The sequence below is a fragment of the Kribbella solani genome (genome assembly GCF_014205295.1).
Classification (GTDB): domain Bacteria; phylum Actinomycetota; class Actinomycetes; order Propionibacteriales; family Kribbellaceae; genus Kribbella; species Kribbella solani.
Genome location: NZ_JACHNF010000001.1, coordinates 7,573,245 through 7,597,715, shown reverse-complemented (window position 1 = coordinate 7,597,715; position 24,471 = coordinate 7,573,245). Strand labels below are relative to the sequence as shown.

Here is a 24,471-nt window from a genome sequence, read left to right as displayed (position 1 = left end):
TCAAGCCCTGCGGCTCAGCCGTGCTGTTCCGCGACGTCGAACACGTTGCCCTCGGGGTCGGTCAGCGTGATCCAGTGCGTGCCGTACTCGTTGTGCTCGTCCAGCCGCTTCGCGCCCAGCCCGACCAGCCGGTCGACCTCGGCGGCCCAGTCACTGGCGACCAGGTCGAGGTGCAGCCGGTTCTTCCCGTTCCGCGGCTCGGGCACCTGCAGGAACATCATCGTCGGCCCGGCCGCGGCCCGGTTCACGGTCGCGAAGAACTGGTTGCCATCAGCATCTACTTCGGTGGAGAAGACGGCCGCCCAGAAGGTGGCCAGGGTCTGCGCGTCAGTACAGTCGACGGCGATGTTCTCCAATGTCACGGACATTTCTCAGCCTTTCAGTACAGGAATCCGCTGGATCGGCCAGCAGACTTCGGTTCGGTAATCGGCCGGGTCTGGTGCATCACCCGGCCCGATCGGGTACAGCTCACGGATCGGTCCCGGCGCCACCTCGCAGTACTCCGCGACGTGGCTGCCGAGCGCGCCGTACGTACGGTCGAAATCGGTCATCGGCCCGCTGTGCACGGCGATCGCGAAGTATCCGCCGGACAGGTCGACGAGCTCGACGCCGTCGGCCGGGGGCTGGTCCAGCGGCACCGGATGGAACGCCAGCACCTCACCCTCGTCGTCGGTGAAGAACTCATCGCTGTACGTCGCGCCCGAGGTCGCGAAGATGTCACCGGTGACCGCGCCGAGCCGCCCGAAGGCGTACTCGCACCACGGGCCGATGCCGTCACGCGGCACCTGACCACGGACGCCGTACGCCCGGAACGGCGGAATGAAGCGGTACTCGACGTCGAGCACCGGCCGCCCCGGCGTCAGCAGTTCGCGCAGCGACGCCACCACGTCACGTGTCTGGGCAAGCTCTCGTTCCATCCGTTCCAGGTGCGTACGGAGGGTCTCCTCCCGGGCGGTACCTTCACCCGCTTCGACCACGGCGCGTACATCCGGCAGCGGCATCCGCAACAACCGCAGCCGGCGGATCAGCAGCGCGGTCTCCACCTGGCCGGTGCCGTACCGCCGGTAGCCGGAGGAGGCATCGACCGAAACCGGCGCGAGCAGGCCGATCTCGTGGTAGTGGTGCAGGGTCTTCACACTCAGGTGGGTGAGTCGCGAGAACTCCCCCACCGTCACCGTCGCCGTCATGCGACAAGCTTCCACCCTCCGGTAACCGGAGGGTCAAATTCCGCTTCGGGGTTGCGATGAGAGCGTTCTCATGACACGCTGCCGCGCAAGCAGCATCCTCATTCAGACGCCCCCGGAAATGAGGTAGTCATGCAGCGTTCCCGCGTGCTCGCATTCGTCGCGATCGGTGCCGTCGCAGTCGGCACCGCCCTCCTCCAGCCGGCCGCGACCGGCCATCAGCAGGCTGCCGCGGCCCAGACCGCGACGGTCTGGGAGGACAACTTCGACGGCCCGGCCGGTCAGGCCCCCGATCCCGCCAAGTGGCGGTACGACATCGGCGGCAACGGCTGGGGCAACAACGAGATGGAGTACTACACCAACAGCACCCGCAACTCGGCGCTCGACGGCAACGGCAATCTGGTCATCACCGCGCGCCAGGAGAACGGTGGCTATCAGTGCCACTACGGCCCGTGCCAGTACACGTCGGCGCGGCTGCTGACCGCACAGACCTTCACCCACACATACGGCCGGTTCGAGGCGCGGATCAAGATTCCGCGCGGGCAAGGGATCTGGCCGGCCTTCTGGATGCTCGGCGGCGGCAACTGGCCGAACGACGGCGAGATCGACATCATGGAGAACATCGGCCGGGAGCCGGCCACCGTCCACGGCACCATTCACGGGCCCGGCTATTCGGGCGCGGGCGGGATCGGTGCCGCGTACAACCATCCGAACGGCTGGTCCTTCGCGGACGATTTCCACACCTTCGCGGTGGACTGGGCGCCGGACTCGATCACCTGGTACGTGGACGGCGTGCAGTACCAGCGCCGTACGCCCGCGGATCTGAACGGCAACACCTGGGTCTTCAACCACCCGTTCTTCATGATCCTGAACCTGGCAGTCGGCGGCTACTGGCCCGGCTACCCGGACGGCACCACCCAACTGCCCCAAACCATGACCGTCGACTACGTCCGCGTCACCACGTAGTAGCCGAAATCCGGCAGGTCGACTGCTCCTGTCGACCTGCCGGATTTGGCGGCTAGCCCTTCTGCGTCACCCGGTCCAGCGGCGCCGGGGTCAGCGTCTTGTGGGTACGGAGGTACGAGGCGAACGTTTCGTGGTCCGTGTTGTTGCGGACCGGGTTCGTGTACGCCTTGAACGCCGAGTACCCGTCAGCGCCGATCACCGTGTAGGCGAGCGCCGCGACCCGGTACGTCTTCACCGGGTCCAGCGCGACGCCGTCGAGCTTCACATCGGCCGGATCGATCCGGTCACCGACCGGACGGCTCGCGTCGAACGCGTACTTGACGTTGGACGACAGCGCGAGCGGCGCGAACTTCACCGTGCCGTTCGCCTGCGGCTGCCACTGCTGTTCGAGGACCGCATCCAGCTGCGCGCCGGTCAGGCTGACCGTCAGCACCGGGTTGCCGTACCCGTACGCGTCCCACGACTCGCCCAGCAGCACCCGGCCGTTGGCGTCGCCCGGCTTGTTGCTCGCGGCAACCAGCAGGTCGCCACGGACCGCCGTCGACCCGGTGGCCGGCTTGGCGGCGATCACCCCGAGGTCAGCCGGCCCGTTCTGCCGAGCGGTCCAGAGGTGCACGTCCGCCCCGAGGTCGGCCATCGTGCTCTCACCGACAGCGTTCGGCGTACGCGTGAAGTCTCCGGTGATCGTCGCGACCGGCTCGGCGTACTTCCGGTCGCCCGCCGCGGCCCAGTAGTCGACGATCTTCTGGATCTTCGGGTCCGGCGTGACGTCACGGGTGACCGCGTGGTTCACCGACGTGGTCTTGTCCCGCAGCACCTCACCGCTGCGCGGGTCGAGCTGCAGGTTGATCTCGCTGATCAGCCGCCCGTGGTTCGCCGCCTCGACGACCGGGCGCGGGTTCCCGGCCGGGTCGGGGATGCTGCAGTTGAACGCGGCATGCCAGTGCCCGGTGACGATCGCGTCGATGTCGGGCGTCACCTGCCGCGCCACGTCGAACGCCGGTCCGGTCGGGTTCACGCAGTTGTCGTACGTCGCCGACGCGTCCGTACCGCCGTCGTGCATGTTCAGCACGATCGCCTTCACACCGCGCTTGGTCAGCTCGGCGGCCGCCCGGTTCGCGGACTCGACCTGGTCCAGCGCCTTCAGATCCGGCTGGTACGACGTGGAGCCGACCGGTGTGTCCGGAACGGTCAGGCCGATGAAGCCGATCGGGTACGTCCGGCCGCGGTCCTTCACCATCCGGATCGTGTACGGCGCGACGATGGTCTTGCCCTTGGCGTCGACGATGTTCGCCGACTGGAAGTCGAAGTCGGCACCGTGGAACCGCCGGCCGGTCGAGTCGGTGAAGCAGCTGTCCACCCCGACCTTGCCGAAGCACTTGCCCTTCTCCATGTGGTCGACCAGGAAGCTCCTCGACACGTCCAGCTCGTGGTTGCCGACGCTGGAGAACTCGACGCCGAGCGCGTTCAGTACCTCGATCGTCGGTTCGTCGGCGTGCACGTCCACCTCGAACGGCCAGCCGGAGAAGTTGTCGCCGTCGGTGAAGAAGATCGAGTTCTTCTTGCCGGCGCGGATCTCGTTCAGGTGCGTGGCCAGGTACGCGGCACCGCCGACGACCTGGGTGGCGCCGTCCGGGCCGGCGATGGTGCCGCCGTCGGCGGGCGTCGGCGGCCGCAGGTAACCGTGGAAGTCGGTGATGGACACCAGTTGCACGGGAACCGGTGGGGGCGCGGCGTGCGCTGCCGCAGGCACGAGGCCGGCGATCAGCGCAGCCGACAGCACGGCGGCGGTTCTGCGCATAATTGTCTCCTTGGCGATAGAAACAAGCATGATCCGACAGAAGGAGACTGCACCATGATGGCCGTCATGTCACCATCGAACGGCGAGTCGGTTAACCCGGAAAGAATCTGCCGAGCCTGCTCCGAGGCCTGTCCCGCCTCGTGGTCTTGCCGCAAACTCGTCGGATGAGCCTTCCCGTGATCCCCGCGCCCGCGCAGACCACAGCCGCCGACGGCACGTACACCCTGACCGCCACGACCGGCATCACCGTCACCACTCCCGAACTCGCCGGACCCGCGACCCGCTTCATCCAGGACGTGGCACTGGACACCGGGCTGGAACTCACCGGCACCGCGGGCATCACCCTCGCGATCGAGCCGGTCGACGAGGTTGACCCGGTCGCCGGGCTGCGCGCCGACGGCGAATCCGTGGACGAGCGGCACGGCCTGGAGATCACCGGCGAAGGCATCCGCGTCTGGGGCCCGACCCCCGAAGCGGTCCACCGCGGCCTGACCTCGCTGCGCCAACTCATCTCCGCGCACCTGCAGGACGGCAGCGCGGTACTACCCGCGACCCGCATCGCCGACGGACCGCGCTTCGCGTGGCGCGGGCTGTCGTTCGACGTGGTCCGGACGTTCCACGGACCTGACGAGGTACGCCGGGTCATCGACATGCTCGCCCTGTACAAGCTGAACGTCCTCCACTTGCACCTGACCGACGACCAGGGCTGGCGCGTCGAAGTACCGTCCCGTCCCGCTTTGACCGAGGTCGGCGCCCGCGGCGCGCTCGGCGATCGCCCCGGTGGGTACTACAGCCAGGCGGAGCTGGCCGAGCTCGTACAGTACGCGGCCGAGCGGTACGTGACCGTCGTACCCGAGATCGACATGCCCGGCCACACCACGGCCGTGTTCGCCGCGTACCCGGAACTGGCGCCGACCGAGCTGCGCAGCATCGACTTCGGCGACGGAAACTCCGTCCCGCTGAACGCGCTCCAACCGGATCGCGCCGAGACCTGGGCGTTCGTCGAGGACGTACTGGATGCTGTCATCCCGCAGTTCCCGCAGAGCGCGTACGTACACATCGGCGGCGACGAGACCTGGGGGATGCCCGACGAGGATCACGCGGCCTTTGTCGAGCGAGCCGCCGCGCTCGTCCGCGCCCGTGGGAAGAAGGTTGTCGGCTGGCAGGAGATCGCCCGCGGCGCGACCGGCCCGGACGACGTGGCGCAGTACTGGATCAGCATCGACGTCGACGCGATGGACACCGGCAACGCGCCACGCCTTCCGGAGAACGTGCTGCCGATGCTGCTGGAGCACTTCCAGAAGGCGAAGTTGGACGCGCCGAAAGCACTCGCGGCCGGTACGCGCCTGATCGCCTCGCCGACCACGTGGGTGTACTTCGACCGCCCGCACGGCGACCCGTCGTCCGACCCGGCGCAGGAGGAAGCCCGCAAGCGACTGGGCCTGGAGTTCTACGGACCCGCCACCCTTCGCGACGGCATCTCCTGGGACCCGGTCGAGAACACACCAGGTGTCACCTCGACCGACCAACTCGTCGGCGTCGAGGCGGCGATCTGGTGCGAAACCATCCTCAGCTCAGAGGACCTGGAGCTGATGCTCCTCCCCCGCCTCCCCGGCGCCGCCGAAAAGGCCTGGTCCCACCACACCCCAACCGACTGGCCGGCGTACGCCACGCGCCTGGCCCAGCAATCCCCCACCTGGCGCCACCGCACCTGGACCTGGCACCACTCAACCGAGATCCCCTGGCAGTGATCGGCAGCTTGCGGTGGTGGTTGAAGGGCTGGCATATTAATTCCTAAATTATGAGTACAGGAGGCGCTGGTGCGGCTGGGTGAGCGGGTGATCGTGGTGACCGGGGCCGCGTCGGGGATCGGGGCGGCTTGCGTCGCCCAGGCAGTCGCCGAGGGTGCGCGGGTGGTGCAGGTCGACGTTCATCCGTGTCCGGAGGTGCCGGGGCAGACGATCGCTGTCGTCGGCGACGTCTCGGCGCCGGACACCTGGGCGGAAGTACTGTCCCGCGGGCGCGATGAGCTCGGGCGGATCAACGGGCTCGTCAGCAATGCGTACATCTCCGACGTTCGGCCGGCGCATGAGATGACGCCGGCGTCCTGGCAGCGGCAGCTCGATGTGAACCTGTCGGCCGCGTTCCTCGGGTTCCGTACCTTGCACGACGATCTCGCGGCCGGCGACGGCTCGGTCGTACTCATCTCGTCGGTGCACGCGTTGGCGGGCATCCCCGGCCACGCGGCGTACGCGGCAAGCAAGGGTGCTTTGGTCGCGCTCGCCCGCCAGCTCGGGGTCGAGTACGGCGGGCAGATCCGGGTGAACTCCGTTCTGCCCGGCCCGATCCTGACCGCCGCCTGGGACCGGTACGGGCCGGAGGACCTGAAGCGCAGCGCGCAGGCGACCGCGATCGGCCGGCTCGGCGAACCGGACGAGGTCGCCAGGGCGGTGACGTTCCTGCTGTCGGCGGAAGCGTCGTACGTGACCGCCGCCAGCCTGGTCGTCGACGGCGGATGGTCCGCGATGAAGGACTCCGCGTGACGAATCGGGTGGTGGCGCGCGGCCTGCACGGGCAGATCGTGGAGGAACTGGCGCGCCGGATTCTGTCCGGGCAGGTGCCGGAAGGTGCGACGATCAACATCGCCGAGCTGCAGTCCGAGCTCGGCGTCAGCCTGACCGCGGTCCGCGAGGCGCTGAAAGTACTGACCGCCAAGGGTCTGGTCGATGCGCGGCAGAAGCGCGGCACGTACGTCCGGCCGCGCGCGGACTGGAATCTGCTCGACCCGGACGTGATCCGCTGGCGCGTCACCGACGCCGATACCCGTCCCGGCCTGCTCGAGGACCTGCATGAGGTACGCGGCATCGTGGAACCCGCCGCGGCGCGACTGGCCGCGCTGCGTGGCGAGGCGACGCACCTGGCCGCGCTGGACGAGGCCCTCGCGGCGATGGACTCGGCGCGCGACCATCACGCCGCGGCCGCCGCGGACCTGGCGTTCCACCGAACGTTGCTCGCGGCAACTGGAAACGAGCTGCTGACCAAACTGGAAGTGATCATGGAATCGGGACTCGCGGACCGCGATCGCCTTGTCCACAAGGCGAAACCGGCGGCCGATCCGGTGCCGAGCCACCGCCGCGTGGTCGACGCGATCCGCGCGCACGATCCGGACGGAGCCGAGCTCGCGATGCGGGAGCTGCTGGCGAGATCGGCCGACGACCTGACCGAAGTACGCAGCTCGAAGCGGAGGCAGCGGTGAAGATCGAGCGGATCGAGACGTTCCTGGTTCCGCCGCGCTGGCTGTTCTGCCGGGTCGAGACAAGCGACGGCGTGGTCGGCTGGGGCGAACCGGTGGTCGAAGGCCGCGCCGAGGTCGTCCGCGCCGCCGTCGACGTACTCGCGGAGTACCTGATCGGCCAGGACCCGTTGCAGATCGAGCGGCACTGGCAGGTGTTGACGAAAGGCGGCTTCTACCGCGGCGGCCCGGTGCTGAGCAGCGCGGTCGCCGGTCTCGACCAGGCCCTGTGGGACCTCGCCGGCCAGGTGTACGGCGCGCCGGTCGCCGCGCTCCTCGGCGGCCGGGTCCGCGATCGCGTCCGCGTGTACGCGTGGGTCGGTGGCGACGAACCGTCCGCGATCAGTGAGGCCGTCGCCGCGCAGGTGGAGGCCGGGATGACGGCCGTGAAGATGAACGCCAGCGGGAAGGTCCGGCCCTCGCCATCCGTTGCCGAGATCAACGACATCGTGTCCCGGCTCGCCGCCGCCCGGGCGGTGCTCGGCGATGATCGCGATGTCGCGATCGACCTGCACGGACGCGTCGGCGTGGCCGCGGCGCGACGGATTCTGCATGCGGTCGAGGACTTGCACCCGCTGTTCGTCGAGGAACCCGTGCTGCCGGAGCAGCTGGCGCATCTGGCCGAGGTCGTTGCCACCTCGTCCGTTCCGGTCGCGCTCGGCGAACGGCTCTTTCACCGTTCGGAATTCCTTGCCCCGTTGAACGCCGGCGTCGCGGTCGTACAACCCGATGTCTCGCACGCCGGCGGGATTTCGGAGCTGCGGCGGATCGCCGTACTCGCGGACGCTCACGGCGCGCTACTTGCACCGCACTGCCCACTCGGTCCGATCTCGCTGGCGGCATCGTTGCAAGTGTCGTTCGCGACCCCGAACCTGCTGATCCAGGAGCAGAGCCGGGGCATTCACTACAACGTGAACAGCGACCTGACCTCGTACGTTGTCGATCCTGGTCCGTTCACCTGGGTCGACGGTCATGCGGTCTGGAATCCGCGTCCCGGGCTGGGCATCACGGTCGACGAGACGGCCGTACGCGCCGCGGACCGCACCGGTCACGCCTGGCGCAACCCGGTGTGGACGCACGCTGACGGCTCGTTCGCGGAGTGGTGAGGTCCTGGTGACCGTTGTCGCGGTTGATGCCGGCGACGGCGGTCGTTGGACGTCCCTACAGCTTGCCGGTCGCGAATGGCTGTGGGCCGGGCCCGGCCTGATCTCCGGGTCGCGGGCCGGTCTCGCCACCTTCATCGACGCGGGCGGTGTCGACGAATGCTTCCCGACCGTCCGCGGTACGCCCGACCACGGCGGCCTGTGGAACCAGCCGTGGGACGGCTACGTCGTGTACGGGGACGCGGTGCTGACCCGGGTCTTCACCTTCGGGGCCGATACCGTTGCCGTCGACTACCATCTGCAGGCCCCACCCGGCTACCGTTTCGTCTGGGCGGCGCACGCACTCTTGGACTGTATGCCAGGAGCAACCATCTCCGCGCCTCCGGCAACGGAATGCCGGATCTACCCCGAGGCAGCGCCGTGGCTGCCGTGGAGTTGGCCCGGCGACGCGCCATGGGTGACCGCGGCCTGGCCGACCCCGCTCGACCTGAACACCTACGGCCCGAGCGACGGCAGCGCGGCCGGCGCGGTACTGGTGGACTGCCCAACGGTGTCCGTTCGCGACCGCGCCGCCGAACTCACCATGACGTTGAGTTGCCCAGGACAACCAGTCTCCACCGCGCTCTGGCGGAACCTTGGTGGCTTCCCCGCCGACGCGCCGTACCGGAGCCTCGGCGTCGAGCCGATGCTCGGCCGGGTGTTCGACCTCGCCACCGCAGGCCCGTCCGACGCGGCGGTGGTGCCCGCGAGCGGCGAACTGACCTGGCGGCTCACGCTGACCGCCAGGCCAGTCTGATGTCACCCGAGGGGCAAGTCGAGTACGGCGTTCGGCACCGAGGTGCTGTTGGTGGTGCGAATGCTGTTGAGTTCGTCAGCGGACAGCGCCCGCTTGTACAGCCGTACCTCATCCATCGATCCGTCGAAATGATGCACGCCATCCAGGCGCTGGCCGACGTACATCTTGAATGGGCGTCCCGGACTGACCGATCCACTCGGCGCGGCCACACTCGCCGACTGAGCGCCGTCGACCCAGATCGAGAGCGTGCCGGCCTTACGTTGCAGGGCGACGTGGTGCCAGGTGGTGTCGTTGTACGCCTGCGCCGTCTGCACCGAGGCAGTATTTCCGCCGGTGGTGATCAGACCGCGAATCCGGCCGTCCGCCGGTTCGGCGCGCAGCCAGAACTGGGAGAACTCGTTGATCCCGTACCCCCAGAAGATCGCCTGGTTCGCCGTACTCGCGCCGTACTTGATCCAGGCCATCGCGGTGAAATCGCCCGCACCGACCGCCAGCGACTCGGCGTACGGGAGCTGGAGCGCGTCATCCACGCCATCGAAGTCCCGCGCCTGCCCGAACTTCCCGGCCACCGCCGTCGGAGCACCGCGCAGGTAGCTGTGGTTGCCCTGTCCGGAGACGTCCGGCGTGGTTGCCGTCCGCGGCGCATCCGGGAAGCCGATGTCGCTTTCGGCGAACCGCGCGAACCGGATCTGGTCACGGGCGTCCACCGTTCCGCCCTCGTACAGCAGGCCGATCTCGCCGGTGTCGAGGATCGCCAGATCGGAGTACCCGGACCAGTCGCTGGTGATCCGCGTACCTTCGTCGACCGACTGCCAGGTCCTGCCTTCGTCGAAGCTGGACCGGATCGTCATGTACCGCCGCCGGTCCGGGTCGGCCGGTGCGGCGAACAGGATGCGGTTGTACTTGTCGCCCTGGTCGACCGCGCGAAGGCGTTGCAGCGAGCCCTGGACCACCGGCGTTGTCAGGCCGTCGATCGTCGCGAACGGAGCCGCGAACGTCTCGCCGCCGTCATTGCTGACCGCGCCCATCCGGCTCGCGCCCGAAGTGCCGGCGTTGTTGCGCGCACCGGCGTACACCCCGCCGTCGACCTTCTCGACCACGCTGATCTCCTGCGGCGTCGCGTCCGCGCGGAGGTCGGTCGCGCCCTTGTGCCAGGTCACGCCGTGGTCATCGCTGTATACGAACTGGCCGGCGTTCTTCTGGGCGCCGTTGTCGTAGTTGGTGCCCGCGACCAGCCGGCCGGCGTGCGCGCCACGAGTGAGTTGGATGCCGTGGACAGGGCCGGTCGCATACCAGCCCCAGACCGGGTCGTCGATCTGCGAACCGATGTTCTTCGCCTTGCTCCAGGTCCTGCCGTCGTCGTCACTGACCTGGACGTACGGGGTTCGCGGGCGGCTCGTCGTACCCGGATCCATCGTGGACAGGAGCACGATCCGGCCGGTCTCGTAATCGACGATCGGAGTCGGGTTGCCGCGGGTGGCGACCGCGTCCGGGTCGGTGTCGGTGCCGGAAAGCACGGTTTGGGTGGCCGACCAGGTCCGGCCGTCGTCGTCGGAACGGCGGAGGACGAGGTCGATCTCCTGGGAGTCGGCGCACCAGGCCCGGCGGGCCTCGGCGAACGCGAGCAGCGCGCCGGACTTCGTACGCACGATCGCGGGAATGCGGTAACAGCCGAAGCCCGCGTCCCCCTTGTTGAACAGCACGGTCTGGGTGACGGCTTGGACGGTTGCCTGGGTGGTTGCTCGGGAGGTTGCTTGGGTGGGCGTCGGCAGGGTGAGGGTGGCCGCGGTCAGAGCCAGCGCGGCCAGGATCTTGAGCCTGGGCATGAGCGGATGCCTCCACTAAGTAAACAACGGGGCGGTTGTTCACTGTGTAATTCAGCCACAGATCAGGCGTCCACGCCAGAGCTCATGGGACGTCCTATGTCTTATCCGATCACATAAGTTGGAGATCATGGACCTGCTTGCCGAACTCCGCAGCCGGAAACTGCTCGCGATCATTCGCGCCGACGGGGCCGAAACCGCCCTGGCCTGCGTTCAGACGCTGGTCGAGGCCGGCGTCAACACCCTGGAGATCTCCCTCACCACGCCCGGCGCGGTCGAGGCGATCGCCGCGGCGCGCGACCAGTACGACCCGAGCATCCTGATCGGCGCCGGCACCGTGGTCACCGCGGCGCAGGCCGACCAGGTCGCGGCCGCCCGGGCCAGCTTCGCGGTCACCCCGGCGATCACCCGCGGCGCGCACCGCTCGGTAGAGCTCGGTCTGCCGCTGCTCTGCGGCGCCCTCACCCCCACCGAGGTAGTCGCCGCCGTCGACCTCGGCGCCACCGCGGTCAAGATCTTCCCCGCCAAGGTCCACGGCCCCGGCTACCTGCGCGAACTCCGCGCACCGCTGCCCGACGTCCCGTTGATCGCCGTCGGCGGCGTCGACGCCCAGTCCGCCCCCGCGTACCTCACCGCCGGCGCCCTGGCGGTAGGCGTCGGCTCCCCCCTGCTCGGCGACGCCGCCGCCGGCGGCCCCCTCTCCGAACTGTCAATCCGAGCCACCCTCTTCCGCACCGCCCTGAACCTCTAACCCACCCCAAGCCCAACCTTCCGCACTGTTCGTCCCCCGCCCCCACCACCTCCGCACGCCAACCGCACTCCCCCCGCCCCACCACCTCCGCACCCCGACCACACTCCCCCACCCCCTCCACACCCCGACCGCACTCCCCCGCCCCCCGCTCGTCCCACCGCGCGACAGCCCAGCTGTCTTTCCCTACTTCGGAGCCTGTTGATGACTGACCTGCTGACTCTTGGCGAGACGATGGTCTCGGTGCGGACCGCTCGGCCGATGCGGCTCGGCGGGGACGCGCATCTGTCCATCGCCGGCTCCGAAAGCAACGTCGCGATCGGCGTCGCCCGGCTCGGCCACCACACCACCTGGTTAGGTGCCCTGGGCAACGACGAACCCGGCCGCCTGATCCAGCGCACCCTCCGCGCCGAGAACGTCGACACCAGCCAGATCCGCTTCGCCGACGACTCCTTCACCGGTTTCATCGCCTTCGACCAGCCGTCGCACGACATCACCCGGGTCAGCTACCACCGCCGCGGTTCGGCCGCCTCCACCCTCACCCCGGAAGAAGCCACCGCCGCGATCCAGGCGACGAAACCGACCCTCCTGCACGTCACCGGCATCACCCCCGCCCTCTCGCCGGCAACACGCGCCGCCACCCTCGCCGCCGTACGCGCCGCCTCCGCCGCCGGCACCCAGGTCTCCCTCGACGTGAACTACCGCGCCCGCCTCTGGTCCCGCCCCGAAGCCGCCGCGACCATCCGCGAACTCCTCCCGTACGTGCACACGATCTTCGCCTCCGACGACGAACTCGACCTCCTCACCGATGCCCCCAACCCCGTCCCACCCCTCCTCGAACACGCCACCCAGCTAGTAGTAACCGCCGGCCACAAAGGCGCCTGGCTCCACACCCGCACCCCCTCCCCCGCGCAGCCACACACCGCCCCCGCCGCATCCCCGACCCACCAGCCCACCGATCCCACCGTCCCGGCCGACAAGCGCACCGACCCCACCGGCGCAGCATCCGGCGTACACCCCGACGCCATCGCCGCAGCATCCGGCGTACACCCCGATCCCGTTGGCGCGTCATCCGGCGTACACACGATCCACCAGCCCGCGCTCTCCGTCACGGTGGTCGACAGCATCGGCGCCGGTGACGCCTTCGTCTCCGGTTACCTCTCCGCCACCCTCGACGACCTCGCCCCCGAAGCCCGCCTGCACCGCGCCACCACCTCCGGCGCCTTCTGCGTCACCGCCTTCGGCGACTGGGAATCCCTCCCCACCCGTCAGGACCTCTCCCTCCTCACCCACACCCAAGGCACCGCCCTCCGCTAACCAGCGACCCGAAGAACAGGTAGCGGTCCCCCAAACACCTCGGTTCCCCTTCCGCCGCCCGCAACACGCGTGGATATCCACCCGTGTTGTGGGTTCTCCACCGGTATACGAGTGGAGAACCCACAACAAGAGTGGAGAAGCTCAAGCGGGAGCGGCGCCGGCCCGTCAGTTGTCGGCGGTTGGGAAGAGGATGGGGCTGAGGAGGTACCGGGCGCGGTCGGGGGTGGCCTCGTTCGTGAGGACCGGGAGGATCGCGGCGCGGAGGGCGGCGATCAGTTGGTGGAGCTCGGGTTCGGTGAGCCAGATGCCGTGCTGGCGGTAGCCGACCAGGTCGGCGACCGGATCGGCGCCTTCGCCATCGGCGTACGCGTTGAACTCGGCCACGAGCGCCGCCATCGCGACCGCGAACCCCCGCCGGTGATCCTCCACGGTGAGCTCCGCCAACTGCTCCGGCGTGATCGACGCGCGCTCGGCCTGCAACCGGAAGCGCCGCTCGACCGCGCCGCGAACCCGCTGCTCGGCCGCGACCTCGAGGATTCCGCCTTCGGCGAGCAGCTCGACGTGCCGGTACAGCGTTGCCTTCGAAACGTCCGTGATCCGTTCTCCGAGCTCGCCGGTGGTCAGCTCACGCCCGCCGCGCAGCGCATGCACGATCCGCAACCGCACCGGATGCCCCAGCAGTTCCAACGGACCCATAGGCAGACAATCTCACATCGTGCTACCTTTCGCAAAGAACGAGAAAGGTAATGCTGATGTCTCCTTGGACTCCCCCGGCGTACGCCGACCCGGCCACCTTCACCGAGCGCGACCTCACCCTGGACGCGGCCGCCCGTACCGTCCCCGGCACGCTCACCCTCCCGACCCATCCCGGCTCCCGGACCGGTGTCGTACTGCTCCCCGGCGCCGGCCCCTTCGATCGCGACGGAACCAGCGGCCCGAACAAACCGCTGAAGGACCTCGCCTGGGGCCTCGCCACGCAGGGCATCGCGGTCCTCCGGTACGACAAGCCAACCGCGAACCGCCCCGAAGCGATGCTCGAACCCGGCTACACGATGACCGCGGAATACGTCCCGCACGGCACCGCGGCAGTCCGCACCCTCGCCGAGTACGCCGACCGGATCGTACTGATCGGCCACAGTATGGGCGGGAAGATCGCTCCGAAGATCGCCGCCGAGGAACCGCTCGTTGCCGGCGTGGTGATCATGGCCGGCGACACTCAGCCGATGCACCACGCCGCCGTCCGCGTGATGCGCTACCTCGCCGAGACCAGCCCGGAAGCCGTCCCGCCGGGAACCATCGAACTCTTCGAACGCCAAGCAGCCGCCGTCGACAGCCCGGACCTGTCACCCGAGACGACCGATCTCCCGTTCGGCCTGCCCGCGTCCTTCTGGCTCGACCTCCGCACATACGACCCGGTCGCCACCGCCGCCAAGCTCGACGTACCGATCCTCGTCCTGCAAGGCGGACGCGACTACCAGGTCACCGTCGCCGACGACCTACCTGCCTGGCGTACGGGCGTACCGAACGCGACCGTCACCGTACTGGACGCCGACAACCACCTGTTCTTCCCCGGCACCGGCCCGTCCACGCCGGCCGACTACCAGGCCGAAGGCCACGTCGACCCGGAGGTGATCACCACCATCCTCAACTGGTTGCCCTAAGCAATCACACGGGAAACCAGCGCAGCCGGATCGAGCTCGTCGTGGTGGTCAGTCGAGCAGCGCCGGATCGGATTCCAGTTCCCGTTCGGGGTCGAGCGGAAGCACGATCTTGAACACCGTACGCCCCGGCTCGGACTCCACTCGCAGGTCACCGTGGTGCTTCTTCACCACGATCCGCCAGGAGATGTCCAGCCCCAGCCCGGTGCCCTCGCCGATCGGCTTGGTGGTGAAGAACGGTTCGAAGATCCGTCGCCGGATCTCTTCCGGAATCCCCGGCCCGGTGTCACCGATCTCGACCACCGCGTACGCGCCGTCCCGCCGGGTCCGGATCGTCAGCGTCCCGGCGCCGCCCATCGCGCTGACCGCGTTGTCGATGATGTTCGTCCAGACCTGGTTGAGCTCCGCCGCGTACGCCGGAATCGCCGGCACGTCGGGATCGAACTCCTTGACCAGCTGGTATCCCTGAAGCTTGCCCGACATCATCACCAGCGTCGACTTGAGCAACTCGCGCAGATCGACGGTCTGGTACGGCGCCCGGTCGATCTGCGAGTACTGCTTGGCGGCACCAACGAGGGTGGAGATCCGGGTGACCGAGTCGTCGATCTCGTTCATCAGCGACTCGGTGTCGATCGTGTACATCAACCAGCGCACCGCGCCCTCAAGGTACTTCGGCCCGACCGCCGTCAGCACCTCCTCCATCCACTCCACGTCCAGCCCGGCCGACGCCAGCACCGGCGCGACGTCCCAGCTCGCCTGGACATCGTGATCTTCGAGCCAGTCGATGAGCGTGTCCTCGCGGTCGGACAGCTCCATCGGTGGGATGTCCTTGTCCTTGTTCTTCTCCAGCCGCTCGACCGCATCGTCCTGCAGCGCGACGATCTGGTGCAGCTTGGTCGCGTCCAGCGTGCCGTCCGCGAGCATCGCCAGCTTCGACCGCATCCCGGAGACCCGCTGCCGCAGCGTCGCCGCGGCCCGGACTGCCGCCGCGGCCGGGTTGTTCAGCTCGTGGGTCAGACCGGCGGACAGCGAGCCGAGCGCCAGCAGCCGCTCGCGCTCCCCCAGCGTCTCGTTGGTCCGCCGCATCCCCATCACGAAGCCCTCGATCAGGTGCACCGCCATCGGGAACCAGGTGTTCATCATCGTCGCCATCGTGTCGGCGCTGATCACGAAGAACTCCGACGGCCGCGTCACCTGCATGGTCGCCGTGTACGACTTGTGGTCGTTGGCGCCGAAGAACGCGTTGAACGCGCCCGAGTACACGCCGCGCTGGCCGGTGCGGTTGATCTCGACCAGCTCACCGTGGGACAGCTTGCACAGCCGGATCTCGCCGGACAGCAGCACGTAGCAGCAGGTCGCCTCGTCGCCTTCGTTGAAGACGACGCCGTCGCGTACCTCCTCGACGTACCCGGCCTCGGACAGCCAGCCGAGCTGCTCGTCGGTGAGGCTCTCGAACAGGAACAGCGTGCGCAGCTCGTCCGGGCTCAGCCGCCGCGGCTCAACGGTGTTCTCGGTCATCAGAGCATCTCCAGGTATCGGTGCACCAGTGTCACGGCCATCGCTCCGTCGCCGACCGCCGAGGCGACCCGCTTCACCGACTCGGCCCGCACGTCGCCGGCCGCGAACACGCCCGGCATGCTCGTCTCCAGGTGGTACGGCTCCCGCTCCAGCACCCAGCCCGGCGGTCTGCCGTGCAGGTCCGGGCCGGTGAGCACGAAGCCACGCTCGTCGCGGAGCAGGTCACCGGGCAACCAGTCCGTCCGCGGCGCCGCGCCGATGAACACGAACATCCACTCCGTGTCCACCTCGCGCTTCTCCCCGGTCTCGCTGTTCAGCAGGGTGAGATGTTCCAGGTGCTCCGAGCCCACACAGGAAACGACCTGTGTACAGGTGTGTACGTCGATGTTGTCGATCGCGTCGATCTGGTCGATCAGGTACGACGACATCGTCGCGGTCAGTGATGGTCCTCTGACCAGCATATGCACGCGTTTCGCATGCCTGGAGAAGTACACCGCCGCCTGACCGGCAGAGTTCGCTCCACCGATGATGTACACCTCGGCGCCCGCGCAGGCCGGCCCTTCGGTGGTCGCCGAGCCGTAGTAGATGCCCCGGCCGCACAGATCGTCCACCCCAGGCGCCTGCAGCGTCCGGTACGCCACGCCCGTCGCCAGGATCACCGAGTGCGCCGAGATCTCGCTGCCGTCCGCGAACCGCAGGCGCCGCGCGTTCCCGAGCGTCTCCAGCCCCACCACCTGCCGGGTGGTCAGCAGCTCGGCCCCGAAGCGCACCGCCTGCCGCCGCGCCCGGTCTGTCAGCTGCGCGCCGGACACCCCGTCCGGAAAGCCGAGGTAGTTCTCGATCCGGCTGGACTGGCCGGCTTGGCCGCCGGTCGCCAGTTGCTCGACCAGCACGGTCCGCAGGCCCTCGCTGGCGCCGTACACCGCCGCACCGAGCCCGGCCGGGCCGCCACCGACCACAACCAGGTCGTAGAAGTCCTGCGTCGGCGCGGTGGTCAGGCCGACCTTCTCCGCCAGCTCCGCCTCGGACGGCGCGACCATCACACTCGCGTCGGGCGTGATGACGACCGGGAGCGCCGATCCGTCCACCTCCGCGGCGTCGAGCAGCCGTTTGGCCTCCTCGTCGTCGACGTTCAGCCAGCGGTACGGCACCGCGTTCCGGGCCAGGAAGTCGCGGGCCGCGAACGACGGCGCCGACCAACGGTGACCGATCACGCGCGTTTCGTCACCGGACGGCTCCGGCGTCGTCCGCCACAGGTCGAGCATCGCGTCGACCACCGGGTACAGCTTCTCCTCCGGCGGATTCCACGGTTTCAGCAGGTAGTGGTCCAGATCGACGACGTTGATCGCCTGGATCGCCGCATCCGTGTCGGCGTACGCCGTCAGCAGCACGCGGCGCGCCAGCGGGAACAGGTCCATCGCCGCTTCGAGGAACTCGATCCCCGACATCTGCGGCATCCGGTAGTCCGCCAGCAGCAGCGCCACCGGCTCCCCCCGCAGCTTCAGCTCCTTCAGCGCGTCCAGCGCCTGCCCCGGGCTCTCCGCCCGGACGATCCGGTTCTGCTCGCCATACCGCCGCCGGAGGTCCCGAGCAATCGACCGGGAAACCCCCGGGTCGTCATCCACGGTAAGAATCACCGCACGAGTAGCTGCCGCTGTCATGCCTCCTTCATACCAGCGGCAGCCCACAAACGGTCATCCGTTATCCACAGGCGTACCGCTTCAGCTGATCGTGACGATCTTGTTCGCGCTGAACGACGCGATCGACTTTCACACGTTGTTCCGTACTGCTGCGGGTACCTCTGGGTGGCTTCGCGCCGTCAAGGACCGCAGGTGAAGCAGGGCCACTCCCGGCCACACCGCGCGCAACGCCCGTCGGGGGCCGGCGCCGGCAGCCAAACGGGGTTCGCGTGCCCAACCCGGCCCGCCGCGCCCGGTAGGGGTGGAGCAACGGTGTCCGTGGGTTCCGGCCCGACGGACACGCCGGGCGTCATGGGTGTGAACCAGTGGACTTGTGTACGGCCGTTGGTGCCGTGGGCGGCCAGCAGGGCAGGGACACCTGCGTCCCAGGTGGACGTCCCGGGCCAGCGTCCACGCCAGCGAACAGTGGTCGCGCCATCGGACCACTCCACTCCCTCGGCAAGGATCGCAGTAGGTGTGGTGTGCCGCACCAGACGGAAGAGTCGAGCCTGTCGCTGCAGTGTGTTCACCCCTTCAGACTGGCCCAGAGGTGCCGCGACGAACAGGTGTTTGCTGTGGGCTGCAAGAACAGCCCACAGCCCACACCCCTTCTTTTACGAGGTTTCTGTCGGTGCGCCCTTGTAGCTTCGGCAACACGCACCACATGAGCTCCAAGCACGAACGGGTGATCCTGTGACGAAGACACTGGCCACCACACCGACCAACACCAACCAGACCGGCCAACTCATCGGCCCACCCACCAACCAGGCCCCTGACGCACGTACGGCCGCTGCCACCCAGGCGGTGGGATTCGGGGAACGGTTGCGGCAGTACCGGCAGGCGGCCGGGCTGAGCTTGCGGCAACTGGCAGCACGCGCCGGGTACGACCACAGCTATCTGTCACAGGTGGAGCGCGGGCAGCGTCCAGGCTCGGCCGACCTGGCCCGACGCTGCGACCAGGAGCTCGGTGCCGGCGGCAGACTGATCACCGGCTTCGAGCAAAGATCCGCGGCACCGCGGTGGGTGGATCGGCCGGGCGGTGGTGATTCGCTGGAATCGGCGTGGCGTGGGCTGGTCGTGGCGGTTGGCGCGCACGGTGGTCCGGGTGACGTGCTCGGCGACATCCGTTCCGTACCGCCCGCTGTACTGCTGCCGGAGCTGGTCAGTGTTCTGCAGGCCTGCGACAACGGAGACCCACAGGCAGTTGAGCTGAGTGTACTGATCGCCGAGACCCTCGCTGGGCTTGGCGAGTGCGCGACCGCACGACGCTGGTGGTGGGCCGCACAGGCGGCTGCGGACAGTGCCGTTGCAACAAACAGTGCGGGCGGTTCCGGTGGAGTGGGCAGTGCCGGTGCAGTGGGGTTGGCCGCGCTGGTACGGGCGCGGGCGGTGATCAGTGGGCTGGGTGAACGGCAGTCTTTGGCTGGGTTGCTGCGGTTGGCGGATGAGACGGTCGCGATGGATCGGCGGGCGCCGGACGCGGCGGGGTTCCTGCCATTGGCGGCTCGTGCGCTGGTGCTGGCTGAGCTCGGAGTGAGTGAGGACGCGGGTCAGGCGTTGCGGGAGCTGGTTGGTGCCGGCGACAAACTGCTGGTCAGCGACACGCTTGTGGTCGGCGACACGTGTGGCCGGAGAGCTGATGTTGTGGGTCGTGAGGCGGCCCGGCAGGGCGGCGCGCGGTTGCTTGGTCCCTTGCCGTACCAACTGCATTGGGTCGAGGGGCTGGTCAGTGCGCGGCTCGGGTACGGCATCGCGGGGTGTGTCCTGCTGGCGCGAGCCAGGGAGCTCTGTGCTGAGGGCTGGCACGGTGAGCGGGCGGGGCTTGAGTTGGGGCTGGCTGAGTGTTTGGTGGCGGCTGATGAGGTGCCTGCTGGGCTGGCGCTGGCCTTGCGGGTGCTGGTCGAGCTGCCTGATGAGTGGCACAGCCTGTGGGTGGCGGATGCCGCGCGCAGGGTTCTTCAGGCTGTGGAGAAGAAGGAGCCTGCTAGGCGCGAACTGACGGAGCTGCGGCGCTTGCTGGCGCGGCTGACGTGCCGGAGTGGCCGGAGTATGGGCGCGGGGTCGAGGGGTGGGGTGGGGGCGGGGTAGCGTGCGGGGAGTGACAGGTGAACAGCGGGGCGCGGTAGTGGCAGGTGCTTGGGACTTTGCGGTTGAGTTGCGGAGTGATCCGGCCAGTGCGGAGGCTCGGGCGGCGGTGTTGGCGGAGCCGGTGTTCGGGCAGTCGTTTACGGATCACATGGTGATTGCCAACTGGTCGGTCGAGCACGGGTGGCGTGATGCGAAGGTGACGGCGTACGCGCCGTTGTCGCTCAGCCCGGCGGCTGCTGTGTTCCATTACTCGCAGGAGATCTTCGAGGGCCTCAAGGCGTACCGGCACGCGGACGGGTCGGTGTGGGCCTTCCGGCCGGATCGGAACGCAGCGCGGTTCACGGCGAGCGCTGAGCGGCTGGCGTTGCCGCACGTGCCGGAGGAGCAGTTCGTCGCGGCGCTGCGTGCGCTGGTGACCGTTGACGAGTCGTGGGTGCCGTCTGCCGATGACGGCGAGACCAGCCTGTACCTCCGGCCGTACATGATCGCCACCGAGGCGGTCCTGAGCGTACGGCCGTCACATGAGGTGCTGTTCGGCGTCATCGCGTCCCCGGCCGGCCCGTACTTCAACACCGGTCCGAAGCCGGTCTCCATCTGGTTGACCACCTCCTCGATCCGCGCGACGCCCGGCGGCACCGGCGCGGCGAAGTGCGGTGGCAACTACGCCTCCAGCCTGGCCGGCCTGGCCGAGGCGGTGGCGAACGGCTGTGAGCAGGTCGCGTTCGTCGATGCGGTCGAGCACAAGTGGCTCGAGGAGATCGGCAGCATGAACATGTTCTTCGTGTACGCGGATGGCCGGATCGCGACGCCTGAGCTGTCCGGATCGATCCTCGAAGGGGTCACCCGGGCGTCCGTCCTGGAGCTGGCCGCGGACCTGGGCCATCCGGTCGAGGAGCGCCGGATCTCCGCGGACGAGTGGAAGGACGGTGTCCGCTCCGGCGAGATCACCGAGGTGTTCGCCTCCGGAACGGCCGCCGTGATCACTCCGATCGGCCGGGTCGCCTGGCCGGAGGGCGATCTCACCATCGGCGATCACACGGTCGACTACGGCGTCGGCCCGGTGACCGCGAAGATCCGCTCCGCGCTCCTGGACCTCCAGTACGGCCGCACCCCCGACACGCGTGGCTGGCTGACCAGACTCGCCTAGTGCCGGTTGTCCCCGGGGGCGGTTAGGTTGTGGGCATGGCAGGGAAGGCGAAGAGCCCCGCGGTTGAGCTGGAGGTCGGTGGGCGTACGGTGCGGGTCTCGAACCCGGACCGGGTGTACTTTCCGGCGCACGGCGAGACCAAACTCGACCTGGTCAAGTACTACCTGTCCGTCAGCGACGGGATAGTGAACGCGCTCCGGGAGCGGCCGTGCATGCTGCACCGCTTCCCGGACGGGGTCGCCGGGGAGAAGGTGCATCAGAAGCGGCTGCCGCACGGAGCACCGCCGTGGATGGAGACCGTCCAGGTGAAGTTCCCGCGGTACAACCGGACCGCCGACGAGCTGTGCGTCACCGAGATCGCGCACGTCGCCTGGGCGGTGCAGATGTCGACCGTGGAGTTCCATCCGTGGAACTCGCGCCGCGCCGACACCGAGAAGCCAGACGAGTGGCGGATCGACCTCGACCCGATGCCGGACTGTCCGTTCGACCGGGTCCGCCGGGTCGCGGGCGTCGTCCACGAGGTGCTCGACGAGCTCGGCGCGGTCGGCTACCCGAAGACTTCCGGCGGCAGCGGCATCCACGTGTACGTCCGGGTGCGGCCGGAGTACGGGTTCTCCGACGTACGCCGTGCCGCGCTGGCGTTCGCCCGGGAGGTCGAGCGGCGCGCGCCGGAGGACGTGACGACGACGTGGTGGCGCAAGGACCGCGACCCGAAGAAGCTGTTCGTGGACTACAACCAGAACGCCCGCGACCACACGATCGCGTCCGCGTACTCGGTCCGTGGCAACGCGGACGGTACGGTCTCGACGCCGATCCACTGGGACGAGGTCGACGACGTGAACCCGAAGGACTTCACCATCCGCACGGTGCCGCAACGGTACGCCGAGCTGGGCGACCTGCACGCCTCGATCGACGACGACGTGTACTCGCTCGCCACCCTGATGGAGTGGGCCGAGCGCGACGAACGCGAAGGCGCCGAGGCGCCACCCGAGGACTGACGTGCGAACACTCGACTCGGCCGACGCGTACGAGCGCGCGGCCGGGCTCGCGACGTGCGGCAGGCGACAACTTCTCGGCATCACCGGAGCACCAGCGGCCGGCAAGTCGACGTACGCCGAGCAGCTCGCCGCGAAGCTGACCGCCGACGGGCACCAGGTCGCGCTGGTACCGATGGACGGCTTTCACCTCGCCCAATCGGTCCTGGACGAGCTGGGTCTCGCGGACGTGAAGGGCGCGCCGCACACGTTCGACGGTTTCGGCTTCGTGGCGCTGCTGCGCCGGTTGAAGGAGCGGCCGGACGAGCAGCTCTGGGCGCCACGCTTCGACCGCGGTATCGAGGATTCGATCGCCGCGAGCATCGGCGTCGCGCCCGAGGTCACGCTGGTCATCACCGAAGGCAACTACCTGCTGCTCGATCAGCCGCCCTGGTCGGCCGTCCGCGCGCTCCTCGACCAGTGCTGGTACGTCGAAGTGCCCGATGCACTACGGCACGCCCGCCTCGAAGCACGCCATCGCCACTTCGGCAGGTCAGCCCAGGAAGCACGTGAGCGTACGTACGGATCGGACGAGCGAAATGCTCACCTGATCGCGGCGACCGCCCCGGCCGCGGACGCGCTCATCCGGTTACCCGTTCGATGAACGCGGCCACACCGTCCAGATAGAGCTGCAGCCCGAAGTCGAAATCGGCGTCGTTGCTCTCCTCGAAACCGACGCCGGCCGCGAAGACGCCCGCTGCGAGGACCTTCGCCACCGCCGGGTACACGCGTGGATCGACGACCCGCGCGAGCGTCGCGCCGTAGTGCTCGAACGCGGCCGGGTCGTCGTCGAAGCCCGCGGTCAGGTCGAACGAGACCCGGATCTGCCCCTGCACGTAGGTGATCAGGCCCATCACGACGCCGACCTTCGCCTCCTCCGGCAGGCCGGTGCCCTGCAGCGCGCCGAGCGCCAGGTCGAACCAGGCGAGGTTGTTCGGGCCGGCCGGCGGACCTGAGATCGGCACGTTCGCGTACCACTTGTGCTTGCGGATCGCGGTCATCACGCCGTCCGCCCAGAAGGTCAGACCGGTCCGCCAGCCGATCCCCGCCGGCAGCGGATCGGGCCGTTCGACGGCGGCGTCCGACATCAGCACGAGCAGGTCGTCCTTGCTCTTCACGTGCCGGTAGAGCGCCATCGTCGAGTTGCCGAGCCGCTCCGCGACCCGTGCCATCGAGACCGCGCCGAGGTCGCCTTCCTCGTCCGCGATCGCGACCGCCGCCGCGACGATGTCGTCGAGCGTCAGCGCCGGCTTCGGCCCGCGCCGCGGCGCCGCCCGCACCCGCCACATCAGCGCCACGTCAGCCGGCAGCTCGTTGTCGTCCACGCGGTCAGTCTAGGGCTTGCCAAGCCTTACTGCGTACCTGCTACGCTATTTAGCGTATTCGATACGCAGTAAGGAGGGGACGATGATCATCGAGGCAGCCGGGCTACGGAAGTCGTACGGCGCGACCGAGGTCCTGACCGGTGTCGACCTGAGCGTCGAGGCGGGGTCGGTGCTCGCGTTACTCGGTCCGAACGGCGCGGGCAAGACCACGGTCGTGCGCATCCTGACCACGCTGACCCGGCCGGACGCCGGTACCGCGACCATCGCCGGGTACGACGTGCTCCGTGAACCGGGCCGGGTCCGTGGCGTGATCAGCCTGACCGGCCAGTACGCGGCAGTCGACGAGAACCAGACCGGCCGGGAGAACCTGGTGATGGTCGGCCGGCTGATGCATCTTGGCCGGCGGAGCGCACAGCTGCGTACGCACGAGTTGCTGGAACAGTTCGGCCTGACCGCGGCGATGGACCGGCGGGTGAAGACCTACTCGGGCGGTATGCGCCGGAAGCTCGATCTGGCGATGAGCCTGATCGCCCGGCCGCGGGTGATCTTCCTGGACGAGCCGACGACCGGACTGGACCCAGCCAGCCGTTCGGCCATGTGGGACGCGATCGTCGACCTGGTCCGGGACGGTACGACCATCCTGCTCACCACTCAGTACCTGGAGGAAGCGGACCGGCTCGCCGACCGGGTAGTACTGCTCAACCAGGGTCGCATCGTCGCGAGTGGGACTGCCGACGCGCTCAAGACGCAGATCGGTGGTGAACGCATCGAACTGCGGTTCGCCGAGGAGGCACAGGTAGAGAAGGCGACCGGCGTACTGGACGGTGTGGCGAACCAGCTCGTACTGAACGTGCCCTCCGACGGTACGGCGGCGCACCTGCACCACGTACTCGACCTGCTACGCGACAACGGACTGGAGCCGGAGCGGGTGTCATCCCACCGGCCCACGCTGGACGACGTGTTCCTCGCCCTGACCGCCTGAGAGGTTGCTG

General features: G+C 68.8%; 22 protein-coding genes. 14 read left to right on the top strand and 8 right to left on the bottom strand.

Features of this window, described 5'->3' with window-relative positions:
* Positions 1–14: 14 nt before the first annotated feature.
* Positions 15–368: a VOC family protein gene (locus tag HDA44_RS35275; RefSeq protein WP_184842055.1), complete on the bottom strand. Its 354-nt coding sequence runs from the start codon at positions 366–368 to the stop codon at positions 15–17.
* A gap of 3 nt (positions 369–371) precedes the next feature.
* The gene (locus tag HDA44_RS35270; protein WP_184842052.1) at positions 372–1,187 is read right to left on the bottom strand and encodes a MerR family transcriptional regulator; all 816 of its coding nucleotides are present in this window, start codon (positions 1,185–1,187) and stop codon (positions 372–374) included.
* Between the two features lie 129 nt (positions 1,188–1,316).
* On the opposite strand from HDA44_RS35270, the gene HDA44_RS35265 reads away from it, so the two are divergent.
* A complete protein-coding gene (locus tag HDA44_RS35265; protein WP_184842049.1) occupies positions 1,317–2,150 on the top strand; it encodes a glycoside hydrolase family 16 protein in 834 nt (277 codons plus the stop codon).
* A gap of 52 nt (positions 2,151–2,202) precedes the next feature.
* Here HDA44_RS35265 and HDA44_RS35260 read toward each other — a convergent pair whose 3' ends face one another.
* Entirely contained in the window at positions 2,203–3,951 is a 1,749-nt protein-coding gene (locus tag HDA44_RS35260) for a bifunctional metallophosphatase/5'-nucleotidase (protein ID WP_184842046.1), read from the bottom strand.
* Positions 3,952–4,115: 164 nt separating this feature from the next.
* Here HDA44_RS35260 and HDA44_RS35255 point away from each other — a divergent pair, with 164 nt between their 5' ends.
* From HDA44_RS35255 to HDA44_RS35235, 5 genes are all read left to right on the top strand, one after another.
* Positions 4,116–5,702, top strand: coding sequence for a beta-N-acetylhexosaminidase (locus HDA44_RS35255; RefSeq protein ID WP_184842043.1), 1,587 nt, complete (start codon positions 4,116–4,118; stop codon positions 5,700–5,702).
* Between the two features lie 69 nt (positions 5,703–5,771).
* A complete protein-coding gene (locus HDA44_RS35250; protein WP_184842040.1) occupies positions 5,772–6,494 on the top strand; it encodes an SDR family oxidoreductase in 723 nt (240 codons plus the stop codon).
* Positions 6,491–7,207, top strand: a complete 717-nt coding sequence (locus HDA44_RS35245; protein ID WP_337906784.1) for a FadR/GntR family transcriptional regulator — start codon at positions 6,491–6,493, stop codon at positions 7,205–7,207. Before HDA44_RS35250 ends, HDA44_RS35245 begins: the two co-directional genes overlap by 4 nt.
* Positions 7,204–8,349 (top strand): galactonate dehydratase, encoded by a 1,146-nt coding sequence (gene dgoD / locus HDA44_RS35240; protein WP_184842034.1) that lies wholly within the window; start codon positions 7,204–7,206, stop codon positions 8,347–8,349. The genes HDA44_RS35245 and dgoD overlap by 4 nt, the downstream gene beginning before the upstream one ends.
* A 7-nt stretch (positions 8,350–8,356) precedes the next feature.
* Entirely contained in the window at positions 8,357–9,142 is a 786-nt protein-coding gene (locus HDA44_RS35235) for a hypothetical protein (protein WP_184842031.1), read from the top strand.
* A gap of 2 nt (positions 9,143–9,144) precedes the next feature.
* On the opposite strand, the gene HDA44_RS35230 is transcribed toward HDA44_RS35235, so the two are convergent.
* On the bottom strand, positions 9,145–10,968 hold the full coding sequence (locus HDA44_RS35230; RefSeq protein ID WP_184842027.1) for a sialidase family protein: 1,824 nt from the start codon (positions 10,966–10,968) through the stop codon (positions 9,145–9,147).
* Positions 10,969–11,095: 127 nt separating this feature from the next.
* Between HDA44_RS35230 and HDA44_RS35225 the strand changes: the two genes are divergently transcribed.
* Both HDA44_RS35225 and HDA44_RS35220 read left to right on the top strand, forming a co-directional pair.
* Entirely contained in the window at positions 11,096–11,716 is a 621-nt protein-coding gene (locus tag HDA44_RS35225) for a bifunctional 4-hydroxy-2-oxoglutarate aldolase/2-dehydro-3-deoxy-phosphogluconate aldolase (RefSeq protein ID WP_184842023.1), read from the top strand.
* 201 nt (positions 11,717–11,917) lie between these two features.
* On the top strand, positions 11,918–13,030 hold the full coding sequence (locus HDA44_RS35220) for a sugar kinase (protein ID WP_184842020.1): 1,113 nt from the start codon (positions 11,918–11,920) through the stop codon (positions 13,028–13,030).
* A 165-nt stretch (positions 13,031–13,195) separates the two neighbouring features.
* On the opposite strand, the gene HDA44_RS35215 is transcribed toward HDA44_RS35220, so the two are convergent.
* A complete protein-coding gene (locus HDA44_RS35215; protein WP_184842017.1) occupies positions 13,196–13,726 on the bottom strand; it encodes a helix-turn-helix domain-containing protein in 531 nt (176 codons plus the stop codon).
* 56 nt (positions 13,727–13,782) lie between these two features.
* Between HDA44_RS35215 and HDA44_RS35210 the strand changes: the two genes are divergently transcribed.
* Positions 13,783–14,691 (top strand): alpha/beta hydrolase family protein, encoded by a 909-nt coding sequence (locus HDA44_RS35210; protein WP_202887746.1) that lies wholly within the window; start codon positions 13,783–13,785, stop codon positions 14,689–14,691.
* A gap of 48 nt (positions 14,692–14,739) precedes the next feature.
* Here the strand turns inward: HDA44_RS35210 and HDA44_RS38330 are convergent, their stop codons facing one another.
* Together HDA44_RS38330 and HDA44_RS35200 are read right to left on the bottom strand one after the other, a co-directional pair.
* Positions 14,740–16,206: an ATP-binding protein gene (locus HDA44_RS38330; RefSeq protein ID WP_184842011.1), complete on the bottom strand. Its 1,467-nt coding sequence runs from the start codon at positions 16,204–16,206 to the stop codon at positions 14,740–14,742.
* Entirely contained in the window at positions 16,206–17,867 is a 1,662-nt protein-coding gene (locus tag HDA44_RS35200) for an FAD-dependent oxidoreductase (RefSeq protein WP_184842008.1), read from the bottom strand. The genes HDA44_RS38330 and HDA44_RS35200 overlap by 1 nt, the downstream gene beginning before the upstream one ends.
* A 711-nt stretch (positions 17,868–18,578) precedes the next feature.
* Between HDA44_RS35200 and HDA44_RS36855 the strand changes: the two genes are divergently transcribed.
* The 4 genes from HDA44_RS36855 to HDA44_RS35180 are packed head-to-tail and all read left to right on the top strand — an operon-like array spanning position 18,579 to position 22,758.
* On the top strand, positions 18,579–19,973 hold the full coding sequence (locus HDA44_RS36855; protein WP_202887745.1) for a helix-turn-helix domain-containing protein: 1,395 nt from the start codon (positions 18,579–18,581) through the stop codon (positions 19,971–19,973).
* 1 nt (position 19,974) lies between these two features.
* On the top strand, positions 19,975–21,120 hold the full coding sequence (locus tag HDA44_RS35190) for a branched-chain amino acid aminotransferase (protein WP_420488549.1): 1,146 nt from the start codon (positions 19,975–19,977) through the stop codon (positions 21,118–21,120).
* 35 nt (positions 21,121–21,155) lie between these two features.
* The gene (ligD, locus tag HDA44_RS35185; protein ID WP_184842006.1) at positions 21,156–22,118 is read left to right on the top strand and encodes a non-homologous end-joining DNA ligase; all 963 of its coding nucleotides are present in this window, start codon (positions 21,156–21,158) and stop codon (positions 22,116–22,118) included.
* Between the two features lies 1 nt (position 22,119).
* A complete protein-coding gene (locus HDA44_RS35180) occupies positions 22,120–22,758 on the top strand; it encodes a nucleoside/nucleotide kinase family protein (RefSeq protein ID WP_184842004.1) in 639 nt (212 codons plus the stop codon).
* Here HDA44_RS35180 and HDA44_RS35175 read toward each other — a convergent pair.
* The gene (locus tag HDA44_RS35175) at positions 22,736–23,479 is read right to left on the bottom strand and encodes a TetR/AcrR family transcriptional regulator (protein ID WP_337906782.1); all 744 of its coding nucleotides are present in this window, start codon (positions 23,477–23,479) and stop codon (positions 22,736–22,738) included. The genes HDA44_RS35180 and HDA44_RS35175 overlap by 23 nt on opposite strands.
* 82 nt (positions 23,480–23,561) lie before the next feature.
* Here HDA44_RS35175 and HDA44_RS35170 point away from each other — a divergent pair, with 82 nt between their 5' ends.
* Positions 23,562–24,461, top strand: coding sequence for an ATP-binding cassette domain-containing protein (locus HDA44_RS35170; RefSeq protein WP_184842000.1), 900 nt, complete (start codon positions 23,562–23,564; stop codon positions 24,459–24,461).
* Positions 24,462–24,471 lie beyond the last annotated feature (10 nt).